Below are 20,770 nucleotides of genomic sequence, written 5' to 3' on the forward strand. Positions count from 1 at the left end.
ATTATTAGTTGAGGGAGTGAAACCATGAAAGTATCCTATCAGTGGCTGTCCGAATACGTGGATGTAACGGGCTTTACGGCCGAGGAATTAGCTGAAAAATTAACCCGCAGCGGGATTGAAGTCGATATCGTGGAAGACCGAAACAAAGGAGTTACTAATGTTGTGGTGGGCTACGTCAAAGCCCGCGAGAAGCATCCAGATGCCGATAAATTGAGCGTATGTACGCTGGATGCGGGACTAGGGGAAGATCTTCAGATCGTTTGCGGAGCCAAGAACGTAGCGGCTGGGCAAAAGGTGCCTGTCGCGCTTGTAGGCGCTGAGCTGCCGGATGGTTTGAAAATCAAGCGCGCTAAGCTGCGCGGCGTTGAATCACAAGGCATGATCTGCTCCGCGAAGGAGCTGGGATTGAACGATAAATTGCTGCCAAAAGAAATCCAGGAAGGCATTTTGGTGCTTCCTGAAGATACAGAAGTAGGCCGCTCCATTCTGGACGTGCTTGCGATCAACGATAAAGTACTGGAGCTGGATCTGACACCGAACCGCTCTGATGCGCTCAGCATGATCGGAGCGGCCTACGAGATCGCTGCGATTCTCGGCCGCAGCGTCAAGCTGCCTGATGCGGAGACTGCTCTGCAGGCTGCAGGAGGCGCAGCCGTTAAGGCCGCTGATCGCATCAGCGTGAACATCACAGCGAAGGAGCAGTGCACGCACTATGCCGCCCGTCTGATCGAGGGCGTGCGCGTCGGCACTTCACCGCTGTGGATGCAGAACCGATTGATGGCCGCAGGCATTCGCCCCATCAACAACGTCGTCGACATCACGAACTTCGTGATGCTTGAATACGGACAGCCGCTGCACGCGTTTGACGCGGACCAGCTGAGCGGCGGGCATGTCGATGTGCGCCTCGCCCGCGAAGGCGAGAAGCTTGTCACGCTCGACGATGTAGAGCGTACGCTTGAGCCGCACATGCTGCTCATCACCGACGGCACGAAGCCGGTAGGGCTTGCAGGTGTCATGGGCGGAGCCAACTCCGAAGTGACGGAAGGCACAACGCGGATCCTGCTAGAGTCCGCGAAGTTCGCGGGCAGCTCCATCCGCAAGACGTCGCGCCAGCTGGGACTTCGCTCTGAAGCGAGCCTTCGCTTCGAGAAAGAAGTCAACCCGGAAGCGGTGCTTCCGGCATTGAACCGCGCCGCGTCCTTGATGGCACAGTACGCGGCAGGCCAAGTTGCCGACGGTATCGTAGAAGCCATCGTCGAGGGTTCACACAAACCGGTCCGCATCGAGCTATCGGTGGACCGTGTGAACAGCTACCTCGGCACCGCGCTCACGCTGGCCGAGATTGAGCAAATTCTGGACCGTCTCAGCTTCACCTTCGTGAAGACGGATGACGGACAGCTGCTCGTGCACGTGCCGAGCCGCCGCGGCGACATTACCCGGGATGTCGATCTGATCGAAGAAGTCGCACGGCTCTTCGGCTATGACAACATCCCGACGACACTGATGAGCGGTGTGACGACACCCGGCTCTTTAACCAAAGAGCAGTCGATCCGCCGCATCACGCGGAATCTGCTTACACAAAGCGGTGTGCATGAAGTCGTGACCTATTCCTTCACGCACCCCGAGCAAAATAACCTGCTTGCGGGATTATATCCTGCTGCCAAGCCAATTCCGCTGGCGATGCCGATGAGTGAGGACCGCAGCGAGCTGCGTACCAGCCTACTGCCGCATTTGCTTGAAGTGGTCAGCTATAACCGAAACCGCAATATCGATAATGTGGCGATCTTTGAACTGGCTAAAGTTTTCGTTACGGAAGAATCGCAGCTCACAACGCTTCCGCAAGAAAAGCTGCTGCTCTCCATCGCGATGACAGGCAAACGGTCAGCTTCCCATTGGGGACAAAAAGCGGAACATGTAGACTTTTTTGATCTAAAAGGAATCTTCGAGCGTCTAACTGGTTATCTGGGAATTGAAGGCATCGAGTTTGCTGCCGCGGCTCCCGAAGGATTCCACCCTGGACGCACCGCCGAATTGTATATCAACACAGCCGCCGGCAGAACATTGATTGGCCGGGCAGGACAGCTTCATCCGGCACTGCAGCAGCAGCGTGATCTGGATGATACGTATGTGCTTGAAGTGGAGATGGAACCGCTAATTGCGGCATCGTCTCATACGATTGCCTATAAACTGCTTCCTCGCTACCCTTCCGTGGGGAGAGATCTCGCTGTTGTCGTGGATGCAGGTGCGCCGGTAGGACATATGCAGCAAACGATTCGAGCTGCTGCCGGTGAGCTGCTGGAGTCCATCTCCGTATTCGATATCTACACCGGAGATCGTCTAGGCGCCGGCAAGAAGAGCGTAGCCTTCGCTCTGATATTCCGCCATGGGGATAGAACTTTGCTCGATGAAGAAGTAACAGAGCTTCACGGCAAGATAGTTCAGGCGCTCGAACAGGAGTTTTCCGCAGAGCTAAGAAAATAGTTGTAACTTCAGGCTTTATAGCAGGAAAAGAGGCTGGTTTTATCGAATTATTGTCGATAGGACCAGCCTTTCATCTAAGGGAGGATATCGAGTTGAGCTCTGAAGAAAAAACAAAAATTACCGTTGAGATATATGGAAACCAGTATAAGTTAATGGCCAGCACCAGCACTAGCTACATGAAGCGTGTCGCCGAATATGTGAATGAGCAAATGTTTCGAATAGCCCAAGGCTATCCGCGTTTGGATTCGCAGCGCATCGCCGTTCTTGCCGCGGTTAATATGGCGGACGAATGCTTCCGCATGGTTGAAGAGATGGAAGAACTGCGCAGAGAGCAGAAGAAGCATGAGGAAATGCAAAGCCGCTACGATAGACTCATGCAGGCATACAATGAATTGAAGCAAGATAACGAAACCAAGACGGGGCAAATTAAAGAGCACAGCGCCCAACAGGATCAAATTCTGGCTCAGGAGCGCAAGCACCGGGAAGAACTGGTTCGTCAGCATTTGGAAGAGAAGGAAGGTATTCTTGCTAAGCACGCTCAGGAGAAAGAAGCGGCTGACAAGCTGAATAAGGATGCAAGAGATAAGCTGATCGAGCAAATCAAAGCGGAGAATCAGGCGAATCTGGCTAAGCTGACTAGCGACAATGCCGCCAAAGAGGAGACGCTTGCGAAACTGTCTGGCGAAATTGCTGCTAAAGAGGAGATGCTTGCGAAGCTTAGAGCAGAAATGAACGAAGCGATTGTTCAAGTGAAGAAGGAAAGAGAAGCGGCGATCATGCAGGCTCAATCCGAGAAAACGAATGCTATTGCCAAAGCGCAAGCTGAGATCAAGCAGGCCCTGGCCGAGAAAGAGAACCTGATCGCCAAGCTGCAAGCCGAAAAGGCAAACGCCATCAAGCAGGCTCAGTCCGAGAAGGATAGCGCGATTGCCAAGGCGCAAGCGGAAAAAGCGAATGCGATTAAGCAGGCTCAGATCGAGAAAGATAACGCTATCGCGAAAGCTCAAGCGGAGAAAGCGGAGGCAATCGCGAAACTACAAGCAGAACAAGCTGAAGCTTCATTAAAAGCGCAAGTTGAGAAAGAGGATGCAATCAAACAAGCCCAAGCCGATCATACGGAGGCTCTAGCTAAAGCACAAACGGAAATGGAGGCTGCTGTTGCCAAAGCACAGTCTGAGAAGGAGCAAGCTATAGCCCGTATTCAAGCGGAGCGTGATAGGGATATTACGCAAGCCTTGAACGATTTGGAGCAGGCACTTGCCGAGCGCGACAGAGAAGTTGAACTCATTCAAGCGGAAAAAGAGCAAGCGGTTAAGCAAGCGCAGATCGATCTGGAGGCTGCTGTCAAACAGAGTATAGCTGAGCGTGATCAAGCAATCCGGCAGCTGCAAGAAGAAAGAGATCGCTTCACCGGACAGGTACAAGCCGAAAGAGACAGGGCGATCGCGGAGGCTCAGACTCAGCGGGATGAAGCTGTTGCGCAGGCAAGGTCCGAGCGGGATAGCACGGTTTCAAAAGTGCTTTCCGAACGTGAAAAGGCTATATCACTTATCGTTTCCGAGCGGGATAGCGCACTTGAGCAGCAAAGAATTCAGCTTGAGGCTGCCATTCAGCAATACCAAAGCCAAATCGAGCAATTGATCCGGGCTCATCAAGAGCAGCAGCAAGAGCTTGCGCATCGTTATATCGCTGAACGAGACAGTCTATTGGAACAGATGAGGAAGGAACAAGAAGAGCTTGCTCAGAAAAAGCTCCTGGATGATGAGCTTCGTATCGAACTAAATCGGGTTCAGGAGGAATATAAAGAGCTTCGTGAGGAATACGCCAAGCTGCAGACGGAATATAATGAATGGATTGAGCTTGTCGAAGCGGACAGCCCGGGCAGGTAGTCGGTGACATCTCTGAATTACATCGATGTTGCCGTTATCGCCATAGCAGTACTCGGACTGCTTATAGGCTTTTTAAGGGGATTTATCGCCCAGATCATCTCGATATCCGGTTTTGTTTTAGCTTATATCGTCGCCTTTTGTTTCTATAAAAATGTCTCACCCGTCCTTCGCTCAGCGCTGCCTGTTCCTGCCTATGAGAGCTATCAGCAGTATGAGTTTATTGTTAAAGGGCTCAATCTGGATACATACGTATTCAATGCTGTTTCATTCGCCTTGTTATTTTTTGGAACGAAGCTGGGAATTAGTCTGATTGGTAAGACCCTGCATATCATTGCCAAAATGCCGGGGCTCAACGCCATAAACAGATGGACAGGAGCGCTGCTTGGTCTCGTAGAGGCTTTGCTTATCGTCGTCATCGCAGTGAACGTGCTGACGATCACACCTTCGGACATGCTGCAGCGTGAACTGGCAGGATCCGTGATAGCGCCATATTGCATTAACGAATTTCCTCAATTGGCAGGCAAGCTTCAGGAATTGTGGAAGCAGAATCCTGCCGTATAGAAAGCTGGTTCTTCACCTGAATGTTTGGGTGCAAGAAGCAGCTTTTTATGGTTTGCATCTGGTTTTTGTATGGTTTGAATGGATGATGGGTTTCTATTAAATATAGCGTCTGGTGCTTTTACTAACCGCAAGTTAACTCTCTACGAAGCTGTTCTATTGTTGTAGGGCTTTCAGGTCTCAGCTCAAATTAAAAAAAGCCCCTGCTGCAGAAATTTGCAGCAAGAGCTCTTTAAACCATTTATTCTACAACTAAAGTAGCTTTCATATTGGCATGGCCGCTTCCGCACATAACGGAGCATACAATTGGGAAGGAACCGGCTTTGTCTGGAGTGAACGTCATCGTTTTCTTGCTGTTATCCAGATTTACGTTGAAATCTTTAATCGCGGCGCCGTGAACACCTTGTTCGTTGTCCAAGGTGATGGTGACGGGCTCACCTTTTTTTACATGGTATTCAGCTTGATCATATTGAAAATTGGTCGCTTTCAACGTGACCTGCTGCGCATTTGCGGGAGGAGCTTCATTAGCGGCATCCGCGGATTTATCTGTTTTGCTGCCGCAGGCTGTCATGGCAAGAATCAGGCTGACGCCCATCAGTAAGGCAAGTAGTTTTTTCATATGGACCCTCCGTACAACTATTTTTTGTTACAGATGTATTGTACATGAGGCTCATGCAAAAAGCAGTGACAAACTGGTGAAGGGTTTGTGGCAAAAAACAGAAAAAGATCGGCCCGGCGTAAGAACTACGCAAGCAGACCGATCTTTTTGTGCGCTTGCCATCGGAAAATGATACGCAAAGTACGCTACTATCGATGTTCACGACCGGAGATGCCTTGCTCGAAAGGCGTTTTCACCGGAATAAACAAGTCGATAATCCCGATAACCAAAGCAGCTAGAATCGCACCTATCATGCTGGAAGAGACGTTGGAGACGATGAATTGTGCTCCCCATATCACAAGAGCACTTACAAGGAAACCAACAATACCTCTGCCAAAAGGAGTGATTTGTTTGCCGAAGATCCCTTCAATGATCCATGCGGCAACAGCGATAACCAGCGCAAGGAAAAATGCGCTCCAGAACCCGCCGACTTGAAAACCAGGCACCAGCCAACTAACAAACATTAATACCAGAGCGGATACAATAAACCTGACCAAATGACCAAGAAGATGCATACCGATCCCTCCTTCATGTTGGGTTGAAACGATGCGTTGGGTAACTCCTGTGTTGAAACGAGCATTTTGCTTGACGGCTTGAAGACTTGAAGGTTTGACTCCCTTTGGCTTAGGTGCACAGCTTAGTATGTCCCTTCCTACCGGGAATATGGCAAGCAGGATCTTCCATATAACCATAGTCTCCATAGCTAATCCTTGCAGCTTTGGTTTATAATATAGGTTAGCGAAAAGGGGTTGGAGATAAATTGAACAGCAAAATTCTAAAAACCATGGAATATGAGAAGATTTTATATAAATTAAGCCATCACGCTTCCACTTCGCTGGGGAAGGACGCCGTAGAGAAGCTGGAACCAATTGGCGAATTCGAGCATGTGAAGCTAAGACTGCAAGCAACGGATGAAGCCGTGAATGTAGAACGTTTGAAAGGCAATGCTCCTTTCGGAGGGATCCGTGATATTCGCTCTGCGATCCACCGGGCCCGAATCGGCGGCATGCTCAACACAGCAGAGCTCCTTGATATCTCGACTACGATGTTTGGAACAAGGAGGCTCAAGCGGTTTATCCTCGCGGTGAACGAAGAATATTCGGTTCCAATGCTGAAGGAGCAGGTTGAGCTTCTTTCGGAGAACAAACCGGTTGAAGACAAAATCAACAGCTGCATCGATGAGAATGCTGCGGTGCTGGACAGCGCTAGCCCTGAGCTGGGCAGAGTTCGAAGTGAGCTGCGGACAGGAGAGGCCAGAGTACGTGAGAAGCTGGAGCAGATGATACGCACTCCCTCCATTCAGAAGATGCTGCAGGATGTACTTGTTACTATTCGTAACGACCGGTATGTCATTCCAGTCAAACAAGAGTATCGTTCCAGCTTCGGCGGTATGATTCATGATCAATCCGCATCAGGAGCTACGCTCTTTATCGAACCAGAATCCGTTGTTCAGCTGAACAATAAAATCAGGGAGCTCAAGCTGAAGGAAGAAGTCGAGATTGAGAAAATTTTGCGCATGCTCACCGGACTGGTTGCAGAATGTGTCGAAATGCTTGCTTCAGACGTCGAATTGCTGGCGCAGCTTGATTTTATATTTGCCAAAGCCGGTCTCGCCAGAGAATTGAAGGCTAGCAGACCAAGATTGAATGACCGGGGCTTCCTGAAAATCAAACGCGGTCGTCATCCCCTTATCGATCCTGAGGTCGTCGTGCCGCTTGACCTGGAGCTAGGCAATGATTATCAATCCATTATTGTCACGGGGCCAAATACAGGGGGGAAGACGGTTTCCCTAAAAACCGTCGGACTGCTCAGCCTGATGGCGATGTCCGGACTGTTTGTTCCTGCTGAAGAGGGTACGCAGCTTTGCGTATTTGATGCCATCTTTGCGGATATCGGCGATGAGCAGAGTATTGAGCAGAACCTCAGTACCTTCTCCAGTCATATGACGAACATCATCCGAATCTTGCGGGATATGACGCCAAAGAGCCTTGTGCTGCTGGATGAGCTGGGGGCGGGTACTGATCCCGCGGAAGGTTCAGCGCTTGCTATTGCTATCTTGGAATATATTCATAAAATGGGCTGCCGCATTATCGCGACTACGCACTATACGGAGCTTAAGGCCTACGCCTTCCAGCGTGCGGGTACCATTAATGCCAGTATGGAATTTGACATTCAAACGCTTAGCCCGACCTACCGTTTGCTTGTCGGCGTACCAGGCCGAAGCAACGCTTTCGCCATCGCGGAGCGGCTCGGGCTTTCGAAGCGAATCATTGAACATGCCCAGGGGCAGGTCAATGAAGAGGATCTGCGAGTCGAGTCGATGATCGCCTCGCTCGAAGAGAACCGCCGCGAAGCAGCGGCTGAGCGCGAAAGCGCTGAGCGGCTGCGGCGGGAGGCGGAAGTGCTGCGCCGGGAGTTGGAAGCGCGGCAGGAGAAGTTCGACGAGCAGCGCGACAAGCTGCTCGAGAAAGCCGAGCGCGACGCTCGCGAGGCTGTCGCCAAGGCGCGCCGCGAGGCGGACGAAGTCATCGCCGATTTGCGGCGGATGGCGCAGGAGGAAGCCGGCGGGGTCAAGGACCACCGGCTGGTGAATGCGCGACGCCGCTTGGATCAGGCGGCGCCGGAGCTGCGCGAGAAGCGCGAAGCTCGCGCGGCGAAGAAGCGGCCTGAGCAAATCGAGGCCGGCGATGAAGTGCGTGTCGTGAGCCTTGGGCAGAAAGGCCACGTCGTCGAAATTCCGAACAGCACGGAAGCCTTCGTGCAGCTCGGAATCATGAAGATGAAGGTCAATCTCAGTGACCTGGAGAAGATCGGCTCTGCACCCGCTGCCAAGAAGCCTGCTCAGAAAACTGCGACCACGGTGAAGAGGACGCGTGATGAGAATGTCAGCATGGAGCTCGACATGCGCGGTATGAACATGGAGGAAGCGCTGATTGCGGCTGACCGCTTTCTGGATGAATCGTTCCTGTCCAATCTGGGCCAGGTGTACTTGATTCATGGTAAGGGCACCGGCGTGCTGAGAACAGGTATGCAGGAATACCTCCGACGTCACAAGCATGTCAAATCATATAGAATGGGTAACTATAATGAAGGCGGCGCGGGTGTTACCGTTGTAGAATTGAAATAAGCCCAAAAAATTGTTCATCTTTTTTGAAACTCCGTCTTTGAAGCTGCGTATGTAATAAGTGTAAGCACCGGTGACGAATACAAGTATTTGCAACACCCAATCATAGACGATGTTCAAAAATTAGGAGGAATTTACAAATGGGAATTTTTAAAAGACTGCGTGACATGACAATGGCTTCTATCAATGATTTGCTGGACAAAGCGGAAGATCCGGTGAAGATGCTGAACCAGTTCCTGCGTGACATGGAAGAGGATATCATGGAAGCCGAAACAGCGGTCGCGAAGCAAATCGCGATTGAAATGAAATTCAAGCAGCAGTTCGAAGAAGCGGAAGATATGGTAACCAAGCGTACGGAGCAAGCAATGAAGGCTCTCGAGCAAGGCAACGAGGATCTTGCCCGCCGTGCGCTTCAAGATAAGAAAGAGCATCAAGAGCGTTTCGATGAGCTGAAACGTCAATACGACATCGCAAAAACGAACGCGGATCAGCTTCGCAACCAGCTTTCCGAGATGAAAGACGAGTTCTCGAAGATGAAAAACAAAAAGGATTTGCTAATCGCCCGCGCAGAATCCGCCAAGGCGCAAAAACAAATCAACCAAGCAATGTCCGGTTTCGGTACGGATAATGCCGCTAAAGGCTTTGACCGCATGACAGAAAAAGTCATGCAAATGGAAGCGGAAGCGCAAGCGAGCGGAGAAATTCGTGCAAAAGGCCGCAGCCTCGACGATGAATTGGATCAGCTGGGCAAATCAGATGGCGTCGATGACGAACTTGCCGCTTTGAAAGCGAAGCTGGCTGAAAAAAAACAATCCTAATGGTATAATCATAGCAGCACCTGCGAGAGACTGAGACTTGACTCAGTCTCTTCTACCTTTTGTAAGGAGGCAGGAGTCATATGAACGAAGAGGTGGATGTATTGCTGAGTAATCCGTATTTAGGTACGCTTGCGTTTTTTGCCGTAGCCATTATTGCTTTGGTGGTGTTCCTGACAATCTTTGAGCTGGTTACCAAGTATGACGATTGGTCCGAGATTAAAGCAGGCAACCTTTCTGTAGCGATGGCCACCGGCGGCAAAATTTTTGGAATTTGTAACCTGTTCCGTTTTGCCATCCTTAACAACGACACGATGATTCATTCTTTGGTCTGGGCAGGTTATGGATTCTTGCTCCTGCTTGTCGCTTATTTTATTTTTGAGTTTTTAACACCTTATTTTAAAATTGACGAAGAAATCAAAAAAGACAACCGCGCAGTAGGGTTGCTTTCCATGATGATTTCCATTTCCATCTCCTATGTGGTTGGAGCATGCGTCACCTAGGAGGTAGAGGAAGATGAAGTATTTGTGGGGCAGCCTGTTCGCCCTTGCACTTGTATTTGTAGTCGCAGGTGTATATTATGTTATGAAGTAAGCTGGATTCGTGGAGGATTGTAGATGAGTGAAAGCGACGTAACCGTGTGTCCGTGGTGTCAGACCGATATTGTGTGGGACCCGGAGATTGGTCCTGAGGAAGAGTGTCCGCATTGTTTTAATGAGTTGAACGATTACCGCAGCATTCAATTAACGGTCAAGCAAACCGGTCAGCCGCTTCGATTCGAAGACGCTTCGGAGGAAGAAGATGTAGAGGAACTGGAAGACGATGATGCATTCATGGCATGGGAGCTGGAGGAAGAGCCCCTGGACCGCTATGGGGAAGTCGTACAGAGTATGATGGATGAGCAGGAGGTTGCTCCTGAATGCTCCAGCTGTCATGAATTTATGTTGTTGTCGGGACAAGAGACAATCACGCAGCCAACATTCGCGCCTCATATATCCAAATCACTTGGCAAGTCATTCATCGAAGGCCCTTTTTCACTGAATGTGTACATATGCCCTTCTTGCTTTAAAGTAGAAAGAACCTTATCCGAACAGGATCGCATTCGAATGGTTGATACGATCAAAGAGGATACAACAGAGCCTGAATCCGCCTAGGATTCGGGCTTTTGTCTTTTTTGTGGCAGCCCCCGTTATATTTTCACTGGATTGGGGAAGGTTAACTAGAGCTATTTCAATCCAGGGGAAAGGTGAGGAGCAGCTTGCAGCACAATCATAATGGCAGTCGGGTTCATCCTGGCTGGAGCAAAGGTTCGGCGAGCACCAACTACTTCCAAGGACATGGAAGCGTCTCTAATAAAGGCGAAGGACATGGTTCGAAACAAGGCGGACATTTGGATTCCCAAGGGATCCTTCTGCTGGCGGTTAATGCCTTGTTCGGAATCGCCAACGTGTTATCGGGCACGTTTGTAGGTGTTTATTTATGGAAGGCAAAGAATGATTACGCCATTATCGGCTGGTTCACACTCGTTACCTATCTAGCGATGGCACTTACGTTTTGGCTTGCGGGTAAGTGGGTTAAAGAATATAACAAGATGAACTGTTTGCGTGTAGGTGTTGCTGTGTCGGCCGGATTTTACATGATGGTTTTATGGCTTGGCAGCGGCAGCGTCAATCATATTGTTCCTCTGGGTATGGTGCAGGGAATTTCATCAGGCCTATTTTGGGTATCCTTCAATGTCGTCTATTTCGAGGTCACCGACCCGGACAGCAGAGACAAATTTAACGGGTGGGCCGGTCTTCTGGGAGCTATGTCGGGCATTGTTGCTCCATGGATATCAGGTTTATTAATCGTAACGTTAGGCGATGTTCTAGGCTACCGGCTTATTTTCTCTATTTCACTCGGCATCTTCTTATTAGGTGTTGTAGTCAGCTTCTTCTTAAAGAAGAGGAAAATTGAAGGAAAGTATGAATGGTTTCTGACAGTCCGCTGTCTCAAGCAAAAGGATACACCATGGAAAAGGGTGTTCATGGCTCTTGTGGCCCAAGGGTTCCGTGAGGGTGTGTTTGGCTTCATGATCGGGCTGTTGGTTTATATTTCTACATCCAGTGAAGGAAGCTTGGGGAATTTTGTGCTGATCAACTCGGCTGTTTCCTTAATCAGCTTTTGGGCGGCTGGAAGATTTATTAAGCCTCACTATCGCAAAACAGCTATGCTAGTCGGAGCATCTATGATGGTTCTTGTGATTCTCCCTTTTTTCTGGAAGCTGAACTTCGCTACGCTGCTTGTATTTGGCGTAGGTGTGTCGCTGTTTTTGCCGATGTATACGATTCCGATGGTGTCCGCTGTGTTTGATTTGATCGGATCGGACGAATGTAGTGTCAAACAGCGTGAAGAGTACGTAGTTCTCAGGGAGCTGGGGTTGAATGCAGGACGTATATTGGGGGTTCTGCTCTTCATCGTGGTGGTTTCCTTTAGCACAAAACCGATGGTGCTCAACGTACTGCTGCTTATCATCGGAAGCTCTCCGCTCGTAAGCTGGTTGTTTATGAGAAAGCAGCTAACACCAAATAAGGCTTGACTTCCCGCCTGAACCCATGAAAAATGATGGGTAGGCATTGGATAAGGGAGGAACGGATTGTGGCACATCGGAGAATGGTCGACAGTATCACGGACTTAATTGGCGATACGCCTGCAGTACGGATTCGCCGCCTTGTGCAAGAAGGCGACGCGGAGCTTTATGTCAAGCTGGAATATTTGAATCCGAGCGGCAGTGTGAAAGACAGGGCAGCTTACAATCTAATTAGGCAGGCGGAAATAGACGGGCTTCTGAAGCCCGGATCCACCATCATAGAGCCCACGAGCGGCAATACAGGGATCGGCCTCGCTATGAATGCCGCGGCTAAAGGGTACAAAGCGATCCTGGTCATGCCTGACAATATGACGAAGGAAAGAATAAATCTCCTGAAGGCTTATGGAGCAGAGGTTGTGCTAACACCCGCAGCGGAGCGGATGCCAGGCGCCATCCGTATGGCCGAGCAGCTCAGAGACCAGATCCCGGGCAGCTTTATCCCGCAGCAGTTTGAAAATCCTGCTAATCCGGACATTCACCGTTCGACGACGGCCGAAGAGATCATACAGCAGATGGAAGGCAAGCTGGACGCTTTTGTTGCCACATCGGGAACAGGCGGAACCATTACAGGCACAGGTGAAGTGCTGAAGGATCGGCTACCGGACATTCAGATTTATGTGGTAGAGCCTAAGGGCTCTCCTGTGCTCTCAGGAGGGAGTCCCGGTCCGCATAAGCTGGTGGGAACGAGTCCCGGTTTTGTACCGAAGAACTTGAATACGCAGGTATACGATGAGATTGTGCAAGTTGCCGATGAAGACGCTCTTCAGGTGACGAAGGATTTGGCAAGACGGGAAGGGATTCTGGTAGGTCCTTCTGCAGGAGCATCCGTCTGGACGGGACTGCAGGTCGCAAGAAAGCTGGGCGCAGGTAAAAGGGTGCTGTGCATAGCGCCGGATACGGGAGAGCGTTATCTGAGCATGGATATATTTTAAAGCTAAGGGTTCCGAGAATGGGCTTACAGTTCTTAGGAACCATTTTTTTATTTTATATTGCATAATTATGCAACCGTTCGTATAATTATATAAGGAGTCTAATGAAATGGAAGGCGGATGTTATCCATGAAAATTGCTTACGTTAACGAAATTCCCGGTGACAATCAACTCCAGATGTTTATACAAGCATATACAAATAAATTTGATATTCCAGATTGTAAAAATGTGATCTCGGTGTACGATGAACAAGACTTAATTGGAATTGGTAGTATGAAGGAAGACATTGAAGTTCATGTACTGCCTGCATACCGACACCGGGAAATTGAAGGAAATGTGTGCAAGCTGCTTAAGGCGGAGCTTAAGTTCAGCACATTGTTGCATAAATAATGGATTAGAGGAGCCCATGGGACGTGTTCAGTCTCATGGTTTTTTTATGTCTGGATGTCGGGAACGGGCCGAAAGGATGATTATAAAAAAATTCTCCTCGTCCTTCTGCGCTTACAGATTGAATCGGACAGCAGTTCATTGTAAGATGGGAAGATGAACATTTAACCAATGGAATGAAAGGTAGGGTTAACCATGGATGCTTTGAAGCTTAAAATTCTCGAAATACTGAAAGAAGACGCCCGCCGGAGCGCGGAGCTGATTGCCACGATGTTAGGAACGGCGGAGGCCGAGGTGGCGCGAGCGATCAAAGAGATGGAAGCGGAAAAGGTCATCGTTAAGTACGCCACGGTTGTTAATGGCAGCAAGGTGGACGACGAGAAGGTTACGGCCCTTATTGAAGTGCAGATTACACCGGAACGCGGTCGCGGCTTTGATGCGATTGCTGAACGGATTTATTTATATCCGGAAGTGAAATCCGTCTACTTGATGTCCGGCGCCTATGACCTGCTGGTGGAGATTGAAGGAAAGACGCTGAAAGAAGTTGCCTCTTTCGTCTCCAATAAGCTTTCGCCGATTGATCGGGTTCTGTCAACGAAAACGAACTTTATTTTGAAAAAATACAAACAAGACGGCATCATATTCGAGGATCAGGAAGATGATCATCGACTGCTCGTCTCACCGTAAGAAAGAGGTGCGCCATGATTAAAGAGGAACCAACCGTACGCCAAGCTAAATCCATGAAAGAATATCTGGCCCCCGCGGTGAGGTCGATTCCCCCGTCCGGAATACGTAAATTTTTTGATCTGGTCAGCAATAGCAAGGAAGACATTATTTCACTCGGTGTTGGGGAACCGGATTTCTCCACACCGTGGCATGTCCGGGAAGCGGCCGTTCGTTCCTTGGAACAGGGCAAGACCAAATATTCACCAAACTCAGGGATACCTGAGCTTCGCGAAGCTATTGCTGAGTATCTGCATAATTCGTTCCAAGTCACGTATGAACCGAGTGATGAGGTGCTTGTTACCGTCGGGGGAAGCGAGGCTATCGATCTTGCCCTTCGTGCGCTCATCACCCCTGGAGACGAAATTCTAATTCCCGAGCCCTGCTACATCTCCTATTCGCCGATCACCAGCATCAGCGGAGGCAAGGCAGTAGGGATAGAAACGTTTGCCAAGGATCAATTCAAGCTGACGGAGCAGTCTTTGAGGGCGGCTATTACGCCTAAATCGAAAATCCTGATCTTATGTTATCCAAGTAATCCAACGGGCGGAATCATGACTTACGAGGATTGGCTGCCAATCGCTAGAGTCGTAGAAGAGCATGATTTAATTGTTATTTCCGATGAAATCTACGCTGAGCTTACTTACGGATACAAGCATGTCAGCTTCGCATCCATGCCGGGGATGAAGGACCGTACGATTCTGGTCAGCGGCTTCTCCAAAGCATTCGCGATGACTGGATGGCGTATGGGGTATGCTTGCGGACATTCCGAGTTGATCTCGGCCATGCTCAAAATTCATCAATATACGGTGATGTGTGCGCCCGTTATGGGTCAAGTAGCTGCGCATGAGGCGCTCAAGCATGGTCTGGAAGAGAAGGACCGTATGATGGAATCGTACAATCAGCGCCGCCGCTTGGTTGTGAAAGGGTTCCGCGAGGTCGGTTTGGAATGCCATGAACCGCAGGGCGCGTTTTATGCTTTCCCGAGCATTGTTGCAACGGGCATGACCTCCGAACAATTCGCTGAGCGTTTGCTGTATGAGGCTAAGGTTGCGGCTGTTCCCGGGCATGTCTTTGGATTAGGTGGAGAAGGCTTCCTGCGCTGCTCTTATGCGTATAGTGTATCCCAGCTTAACGAAGCGCTTGAGAGAATTGGACAATTTCTCAAAAAATTGTAAAATATTTTAAAAAAATTATTTTCTTTGTGGACAAAAACTGGTATTCTGGAAGTAAGGAGGGATGAGCATGGCTTTTATGGAATATCAACTTACGTCGTATAAAAAACATTTTCAAATTCGCGAGAACGATTCGGGTCGCAGTTGGTTATTCAAGCATGCGAAGAAACCCGCCTCCCTTACTCCTCTCGAAGAAGAGATTCATACGCTTAGGCTTATGCTGGAGCAGCTAGTTATCGAAGGTAAAGAAATGACCTCGGATGTGGTGGTTGAGCTCAGTACCGTGCTCGATCATAAAATAAACGAATATATGAACAAAGGTCGTAAAAGTCGGTGATAAGCCGGCTTTTATTGCCGTATGAGGAAGCATCGTGCTTACACTTATGGAGGGTAGAGAAAAGGTATGAAAATCAAGTTGCTGCTGGTAAGCATTGTAATGATGATGGTTCTGTTAGCCGGATGCGGAGGGCCTAAACCAGATGTTCCGATTTTTGCAATGGGACCTAATGGATTCCCAAGTGATGTCGGCGAAAAGCTGCAGACTTCTCTAACGGCAAAAATCGGACAGGCACCCACCATTCAAGTCGTTGCGGTTCCGATCTTTTCTATGGAAAAAATGATTGTGGAGCTTGCAGCAGCAGGTAACGGAATCTTTATACTGGGCGATGAGCAGTTTCAGCTGCTGGCAAAGCAAGCCGGCTTTGTGCAGTTAGATGATATCGTGAGTCCCGAGGATTACCCGGGTGGAGTGTTGGGAATAGCCGAAGAAGAAGGAAAGCCTGCAGAGAAGCATCTGTACGGGATTCCGCTTGAAGGCAACAAATGGCTGAAAGAACAAGGCATGGATGGCAAAGGCCTGGTCGCATTCATTCCGCAGAATTTCAAAAAAGTGGATGAGGCCAAGCAGGTCATGAAGATTCTTGCCGAAAAATAGCAGAAGACCCGCTTGTACATTCGAAAGAACTCATCTATAATTTACAAGAGATTTTATGGTCATTCATAATATGCAGCTATAGGTGCGGGCAGTATTCTTCATGAAAGTACTGCCGCTTAATAGGGAAGCCGGTGTGAATCCGGCACGGTCCCGCCACTGTAAAATCGGGAAAGTTCCCCCTAATGCCACTGTTGTACAACGGGAAGGCGGGGAACCAGATGCCCGTAAGTCAGGAGACCTGCCTGTAGTGCCGTACACGACTTCCTTCGAGGAAAAGGTTGGCGTTAAATCTGGTAACAGTGGCAGCCTTATAGGCATCTGACTCGATTTATCGTCCCCTTCGTTCATAGGAACGGAGGGTTTTTTTGTGCGGTTTTGCGTGTGGAGAAGGAAGAAAAAGCAAAGTAAAGGGGGAAACAGAGAATGAAACAACCGTACCTTCAGAAATCGGCGCTCATAGGATTAGCCGCTGTGGCTGCAATTAGTTTGGCCGGCTGCGGTAATTCGAATGAGACGAAGAAGGAGCCGCTTGCACCATCAACGGAAACGGCTTCGGCCGCAAATGCGTCAGCGAGCCCAGCATCGTCCGCTCCGCCGGTAAACACGTCAGCGAGTGCTGCGCCGTCTGCAGCTAAGAAAACGCAGTATCCGCTCACGATTAAGGATGCTACAGGAAAAGAGTTTACCTTCGAAAAAGCGCCGCAGCGCATTGTGTCCGTGTCGCCTGCTGAAACCGAAGGGTTATTTGCAATTGGGCTAGGCGATCAGATTGCGGGCGTATCGGATTTTGATGACTATCCGGCTGAAGCGACAACCAAGCCCAAAATGGGAGGCATCACAAAACCGAACGAAGAAGCTTTGATTGCGGCCAATGCGGATATCATTTTTACTGGTGTATCCATGAAGACGGATGTGGTGGAGAAGCTGCGGGCTATGAATCTAAAAGTATTCAAGGTGGAGCCGAAAACGTTGGATGATGCAATCGCCGATGTGCTGACCTTCGGGAAGATTACCGACCATCAGGAGAAAGCGGAAGAGGTTGCGGCAAAAATGAATGCTGACCGTCAAAGGGTCGAGGATGCTGTGAAAGGTGTCAAGCCGGAATCGAAGAAGAAAGTATACATTGAATTCAGCGCAGGCTGGACGGTCGGCAGCGGCGAGTTTATGGACGAGCTGATTCAAATTGCCGGGGGCGTCAATACAGCTGGGGATGTCAAAGGCTGGCATCAGATCAGTGAGGAAAAGGTCATTCAGCAAAATCCCAATGTGATTCTATTCTCTAAAGGGGTTGTTGATGATAAAAGCGGAAAATCGCTCGATCAAATTATTCGCGGCCGCAGTGGATGGGACCAAATTGACGCTATCAAGAACAATCGCGTAGTCGGAATCGATCAAAATCTGCTCAGCCGCCCGGGGCCGAGAATGACGGATGGATTGGTTGCCATGGCGAAAGCGATTTATCCTGAATTGGTGAAATAAATGAAAAGAAAACTGGCGATTTGGGGAGGAGTAGGGAGTGTACTCCTTCTTCTTTCTATTCTAGTCAGTCTATCTATCGGAACAGCACAGCTGCCTTTGCTGCAGATAGCGGCAATTATAGGCAAGCACCTCCCGTGGTCCGGAGATTATATCCAGACCAACTGGCCGGCTTCCTCGGAGCAAATCATTTTGAAGGTAAGGCTGCCCAGGGTTATACTTGGCATTCTCGTCGGGGCTTCGCTGTCCATTGCTGGCGCTGCCTTCCAAGGTGTGCTGCGCAATCCGCTCGCAGATCCGTACACGCTGGGCGTTTCGTCAGGTGCTTCAGTCGGTGCGGCCTTCCTGATTTATTTCGGGCTACAATATGCTTGGTTCGGGCAGTGGTCGATTCCTATCGTCGCTTTTGCTACAGGGCTTGCTTCCCTACTTGTTGTATTGAAGCTGGCACAAACGGACGGAATGCTGAAGTTGGAGACGCTCATTTTGTCCGGTGTGATTATGCAGGCTTTCTTGGGAGCGATTGTTTCTTTCATGGTTTCGTTATCGAAGCAGGTCATTAATGAAATCGTGTTTTGGCTGATGGGAAGCTTAGCGATGCGGGGATGGTCCTATACGCTGACGATCACTCCCTATTTGATGATCGGTATTTGCATTCTAGCAGGGTACGCAAGGTCTTTGAATGTGCTGTCACTCGGAGAAAGGCAAGCGGCTCATGTAGGTGTTCACGTCGAGAGGACTAAGCTGATTGTGTTGATTGTCGCTACATTTGTTACGGCTGCTGCGGTATCGGTGGCTGGTGTAATCGGTTTTGTCGGACTGATTATTCCTCATTTGGTGAGACTCCTTGTAGGGCCGGATTACCGGTTGATTATACCGCTTTCCATGATCGGTGGAGGCATATATGTGCTTTGGGCCGATACGCTGGCACGGACGCTGCTAAGTCCCACAGAAATTCCTTTAGGTGTGATCACCGCGTGCTTAGGAGCCCCGTTTTTTGCCTATTTGCTCCACCGCGATAAAAAGAAGCAAAGAGGGTGAATCTCATGATACAGGTTGAAGGGTTGACGCAAAGCTTTCAGAAGCGGAATGTTCTGGAAGGAGTAAGCTTCTATATTCACCCAGGTGAGTTTTTTGGCGTTATCGGACCGAACGGAAGCGGCAAAACGACACTGCTCAGCACGCTATCGGGCGTTATTCCTGTCATGAAGGGCAGCGTTAGACTAGAGGGAAAGCCGATAGGAAACTACTCGCGCAAAGTGCTTGCCAGGTGTGTAGCGGTGCTGCAGCAAGATGCTCTGCCCCCTGTGGGATTTACTGTTAGAGAAATCGTCGAGATGGGCCGATACCCGTTTCAAAATTGGCTTGGAGATGATGTCCCTGAGGCCGGGCAGCTAGTAGACTCGATTTTGGAAAAGCTGGATCTAAAGCGGCTTCAAGGTCGCACCTTGGAACAGCTTAGCGGAGGAGAGAGGCAGCGTGTGGCGTTGGGAAAGGTTATGGCTCAGCAGCCGAGGCTGCTTTTGCTGGATGAGCCAACGACCTATTTGGATATCGGTTACCAGATCCAGATGATGGACTATATCCAAGAATGGCAGCGGGAAACGGAACTAACCGTGGTAGCGGTGCTGCATGACTTGAATCTTGCTGCTTTATATTGCGGTCGCCTCATGGCGCTGCATGATGGGAAAATCGCTGGAATTGGAACGTCCGAGGCGATGATTTCAGGTGAGATGATTAAAAGCATCTATGATACGGAGCCGGTGGTGCTGCGTCATCCGGTGGTGCAGGTTCCGCAAATTTTGCTTCAGCCTGGTAAGTGATGAACTTGAAAGGGAGAGAAATGCATGATGTCAAACATAGAACAAGTGATTCAAGGGATTGGGCCCCTTCAAGAGGAGGCCATCGCACGTGCAGAGGGACATCTGAATCAGCTGACCAAACCGCCAGGAAGCTTGGGTAAACTGGAGGAGATAGCCAGACAGGTGGCGGGTATAACTGGGGAGACGATGCCGGTTTTTGAGAAAAAGGCTGTCGTCGTCATGGCAGGAGATCACGGCGTATGCGAAGAGGGAGTTAGTGCGTTTCCCGCCGAGGTAACCCCCCAAATGGTTATGAACTTCCTGGCAGGAGGAGCAGCGGTCAATGTATTGGCGAGACAAGCTGGGGCAGACGTCGTCTGTGTCGATGTCGGTGTGAATGCCGATCTGGAGCATCCCCAGCTAGTTTCGAAAAAGGTGCGTAAAGGTACGCGCAATATGGTGCGCGAGGCTGCGATGACTCGCGAGGAAGCAGAGCGGGCTATTATGGCCGGAGTCGAGGTGGTGGAGGACCTCGTTCGTAAAGGCTACACCTTGTTTGCGACGGGAGACATGGGAATCGGGAATACGACGGCAAGCTCATCTTTGCTGTGCGCTTTAACCGGCCTTGAAGCCGGACTTGCTGTAGGCAGGGGGACTGGGATCAATGACGAGACATGGCTTCATAAGCAAGCTGTTGTCCAAAGAGCGTTGGAGGTCCATGACCCGCTTGGTGAGGATGTCCTGGATGTGCTCGCCAAGATTGGCGGTTTGGAGATCGCCGGACTGGTCGGCGTGATTCTAGGTGCGGCTAAGCATGGTTGTCCGGTCGTGATTGACGGATTTATATCATCCGCCGCAGCTCTTGTCGCGACTCGCTTGGCTCCGCTTAGCGCAGCATATCTGATTGCTTCGCACCTCTCACAGGAGCAAGGACATCGAAGGCTGCTGGAGGCGATCGGACTGGAAGCGATGCTGCACATGGATATGCGCCTTGGCGAAGGTACAGGCGCTGTGCTTTGCTTCAACCTGATTGACGCTGCAGGCAAAATTATGCGGGAAATGGCAACCTTCGAGAGCGCCGGTGTATCGCGCTCTTAAGCCCCCGGAGGCGGATGAAGGAAACGGAGGAACATATATGGCAGTGTTAGTGACTGGCGGCGCTCGCAGCGGTAAGAGTGCCTTTGCTGAGA

General features: G+C 50.0%; 20 protein-coding genes and 1 riboswitch. Of the genes, 18 read left to right on the forward strand and 2 right to left on the reverse strand.

Features of this window, described 5'->3' with window-relative positions; all coding sequences use genetic code 11:
- Positions 1–24: 24 nt before the first annotated feature.
- From pheT to L0M14_RS04510, 3 genes are all read left to right on the forward strand, one after another.
- A complete protein-coding gene (gene pheT / locus L0M14_RS04500; protein ID WP_235121033.1) occupies positions 25–2,481 on the forward strand; it encodes a phenylalanine--tRNA ligase subunit beta in 2,457 nt (818 codons plus the stop codon).
- 92 nt (positions 2,482–2,573) lie between these two features.
- The gene (zapA, locus tag L0M14_RS04505; protein WP_235121034.1) at positions 2,574–4,370 is read left to right on the forward strand and encodes a cell division protein ZapA; all 1,797 of its coding nucleotides are present in this window, start codon (positions 2,574–2,576) and stop codon (positions 4,368–4,370) included.
- Positions 4,371–4,373: 3 nt separating this feature from the next.
- Positions 4,374–4,931 (forward strand): CvpA family protein, encoded by a 558-nt coding sequence (locus L0M14_RS04510; RefSeq protein WP_235121035.1) that lies wholly within the window; start codon positions 4,374–4,376, stop codon positions 4,929–4,931.
- 238 nt (positions 4,932–5,169) lie between these two features.
- Here L0M14_RS04510 and L0M14_RS04515 read toward each other — a convergent pair whose 3' ends face one another.
- Both L0M14_RS04515 and L0M14_RS04520 read right to left on the reverse strand, forming a co-directional pair.
- Positions 5,170–5,547, reverse strand: a complete 378-nt coding sequence (locus tag L0M14_RS04515) for a cupredoxin domain-containing protein (RefSeq protein ID WP_235121036.1) — start codon at positions 5,545–5,547, stop codon at positions 5,170–5,172.
- A 188-nt stretch (positions 5,548–5,735) separates the two neighbouring features.
- Positions 5,736–6,101, reverse strand: a complete 366-nt coding sequence (locus L0M14_RS04520) for a phage holin family protein (protein ID WP_235121037.1) — start codon at positions 6,099–6,101, stop codon at positions 5,736–5,738.
- A gap of 245 nt (positions 6,102–6,346) precedes the next feature.
- Between L0M14_RS04520 and L0M14_RS04525 the strand changes: the two genes are divergently transcribed.
- The 15 genes from L0M14_RS04525 to cobT all read left to right on the forward strand — a co-directional run bounded on the left by L0M14_RS04525 (position 6,347) and on the right by cobT (position 20,678).
- Complete coding sequence (locus tag L0M14_RS04525) at positions 6,347–8,713, forward strand: endonuclease MutS2 (RefSeq protein WP_311198831.1); 2,367 nt, start codon at positions 6,347–6,349, stop codon at positions 8,711–8,713.
- Positions 8,714–8,850: 137 nt separating this feature from the next.
- Positions 8,851–9,528 carry a PspA/IM30 family protein gene (locus tag L0M14_RS04530; protein ID WP_235121038.1) on the forward strand — a complete coding sequence of 226 codons (678 nt, stop codon included), beginning with the start codon at positions 8,851–8,853 and terminating at the stop codon, positions 9,526–9,528.
- Between the two features lie 80 nt (positions 9,529–9,608).
- Positions 9,609–10,028 (forward strand): DUF350 domain-containing protein, encoded by a 420-nt coding sequence (locus tag L0M14_RS04535; protein ID WP_235121039.1) that lies wholly within the window; start codon positions 9,609–9,611, stop codon positions 10,026–10,028.
- A gap of 114 nt (positions 10,029–10,142) precedes the next feature.
- A complete protein-coding gene (locus L0M14_RS04540; protein WP_235121040.1) occupies positions 10,143–10,679 on the forward strand; it encodes a hypothetical protein in 537 nt (178 codons plus the stop codon).
- Between the two features lie 104 nt (positions 10,680–10,783).
- Complete coding sequence (locus tag L0M14_RS04545; protein WP_405030819.1) at positions 10,784–12,103, forward strand: MFS transporter; 1,320 nt, start codon at positions 10,784–10,786, stop codon at positions 12,101–12,103.
- A 26-nt stretch (positions 12,104–12,129) separates the two neighbouring features.
- Positions 12,130–13,086: a cysteine synthase A gene (cysK, locus tag L0M14_RS04550; protein ID WP_235122816.1), complete on the forward strand. Its 957-nt coding sequence runs from the start codon at positions 12,130–12,132 to the stop codon at positions 13,084–13,086.
- Positions 13,087–13,212: 126 nt separating this feature from the next.
- Complete coding sequence (locus tag L0M14_RS04555) at positions 13,213–13,473, forward strand: hypothetical protein (protein ID WP_235121041.1); 261 nt, start codon at positions 13,213–13,215, stop codon at positions 13,471–13,473.
- A gap of 192 nt (positions 13,474–13,665) precedes the next feature.
- Entirely contained in the window at positions 13,666–14,157 is a 492-nt protein-coding gene (locus tag L0M14_RS04560; protein ID WP_235121042.1) for an Lrp/AsnC family transcriptional regulator, read from the forward strand.
- A gap of 14 nt (positions 14,158–14,171) precedes the next feature.
- Complete coding sequence (locus L0M14_RS04565) at positions 14,172–15,371, forward strand: aminotransferase class I/II-fold pyridoxal phosphate-dependent enzyme (RefSeq protein ID WP_311198832.1); 1,200 nt, start codon at positions 14,172–14,174, stop codon at positions 15,369–15,371.
- Between the two features lie 67 nt (positions 15,372–15,438).
- Entirely contained in the window at positions 15,439–15,705 is a 267-nt protein-coding gene (locus L0M14_RS04570; RefSeq protein WP_235121043.1) for an aspartyl-phosphate phosphatase Spo0E family protein, read from the forward strand.
- 66 nt (positions 15,706–15,771) lie between these two features.
- Positions 15,772–16,302: a hypothetical protein gene (locus L0M14_RS04575; RefSeq protein WP_235121044.1), complete on the forward strand. Its 531-nt coding sequence runs from the start codon at positions 15,772–15,774 to the stop codon at positions 16,300–16,302.
- A 63-nt stretch (positions 16,303–16,365) separates the two neighbouring features.
- A riboswitch (cobalamin riboswitch) is annotated at positions 16,366–16,562 on the forward strand.
- Positions 16,563–16,725: 163 nt separating this feature from the next.
- A complete protein-coding gene (locus L0M14_RS04580; RefSeq protein ID WP_235121045.1) occupies positions 16,726–17,781 on the forward strand; it encodes an ABC transporter substrate-binding protein in 1,056 nt (351 codons plus the stop codon).
- Positions 17,782–18,819, forward strand: a complete 1,038-nt coding sequence (locus L0M14_RS04585) for a FecCD family ABC transporter permease (RefSeq protein ID WP_235121046.1) — start codon at positions 17,782–17,784, stop codon at positions 18,817–18,819.
- A gap of 5 nt (positions 18,820–18,824) precedes the next feature.
- A complete protein-coding gene (locus L0M14_RS04590; protein WP_235121047.1) occupies positions 18,825–19,601 on the forward strand; it encodes an ABC transporter ATP-binding protein in 777 nt (258 codons plus the stop codon).
- A 24-nt stretch (positions 19,602–19,625) separates the two neighbouring features.
- Positions 19,626–20,678 (forward strand): nicotinate-nucleotide--dimethylbenzimidazole phosphoribosyltransferase, encoded by a 1,053-nt coding sequence (gene cobT / locus L0M14_RS04595; protein WP_235121048.1) that lies wholly within the window; start codon positions 19,626–19,628, stop codon positions 20,676–20,678.
- Positions 20,679–20,770 lie beyond the last annotated feature (92 nt).

The sequence above is a fragment of the Paenibacillus hexagrammi genome, assembly GCF_021513275.1.
GTDB lineage: Bacteria > Bacillota > Bacilli > Paenibacillales > NBRC-103111 > Paenibacillus_E > Paenibacillus_E hexagrammi.

Coding starts and splice junctions, on each gene's coding strand:
- pheT (WP_235121033.1), top strand. CDS start 25: ATGAAAGTATCCTATCAGTGGCTGTCCGAATACGTGGATGTAACGGGC.
- L0M14_RS04515 (WP_235121036.1), bottom strand. CDS start 5,547: ATGAAAAAACTACTTGCCTTACTGATGGGCGTCAGCCTGATTCTTGCC.
- L0M14_RS04520 (WP_235121037.1), bottom strand. CDS start 6,101: ATGCATCTTCTTGGTCATTTGGTCAGGTTTATTGTATCCGCTCTGGTA.
- L0M14_RS04530 (WP_235121038.1), top strand. CDS start 8,851: ATGGGAATTTTTAAAAGACTGCGTGACATGACAATGGCTTCTATCAAT.
- L0M14_RS04535 (WP_235121039.1), top strand. CDS start 9,609: ATGAACGAAGAGGTGGATGTATTGCTGAGTAATCCGTATTTAGGTACG.
- L0M14_RS04540 (WP_235121040.1), top strand. CDS start 10,143: ATGAGTGAAAGCGACGTAACCGTGTGTCCGTGGTGTCAGACCGATATT.
- cysK (WP_235122816.1), top strand. CDS start 12,130: ATGGGTAGGCATTGGATAAGGGAGGAACGGATTGTGGCACATCGGAGA.
- L0M14_RS04555 (WP_235121041.1), top strand. CDS start 13,213: ATGAAAATTGCTTACGTTAACGAAATTCCCGGTGACAATCAACTCCAG.
- L0M14_RS04560 (WP_235121042.1), top strand. CDS start 13,666: ATGGATGCTTTGAAGCTTAAAATTCTCGAAATACTGAAAGAAGACGCC.
- L0M14_RS04565 (WP_311198832.1), top strand. CDS start 14,172: ATGATTAAAGAGGAACCAACCGTACGCCAAGCTAAATCCATGAAAGAA.
- L0M14_RS04570 (WP_235121043.1), top strand. CDS start 15,439: ATGGCTTTTATGGAATATCAACTTACGTCGTATAAAAAACATTTTCAA.
- L0M14_RS04575 (WP_235121044.1), top strand. CDS start 15,772: ATGAAAATCAAGTTGCTGCTGGTAAGCATTGTAATGATGATGGTTCTG.
- L0M14_RS04580 (WP_235121045.1), top strand. CDS start 16,726: ATGAAACAACCGTACCTTCAGAAATCGGCGCTCATAGGATTAGCCGCT.
- L0M14_RS04585 (WP_235121046.1), top strand. CDS start 17,782: ATGAAAAGAAAACTGGCGATTTGGGGAGGAGTAGGGAGTGTACTCCTT.
- L0M14_RS04590 (WP_235121047.1), top strand. CDS start 18,825: ATGATACAGGTTGAAGGGTTGACGCAAAGCTTTCAGAAGCGGAATGTT.
- cobT (WP_235121048.1), top strand. CDS start 19,626: ATGATGTCAAACATAGAACAAGTGATTCAAGGGATTGGGCCCCTTCAA.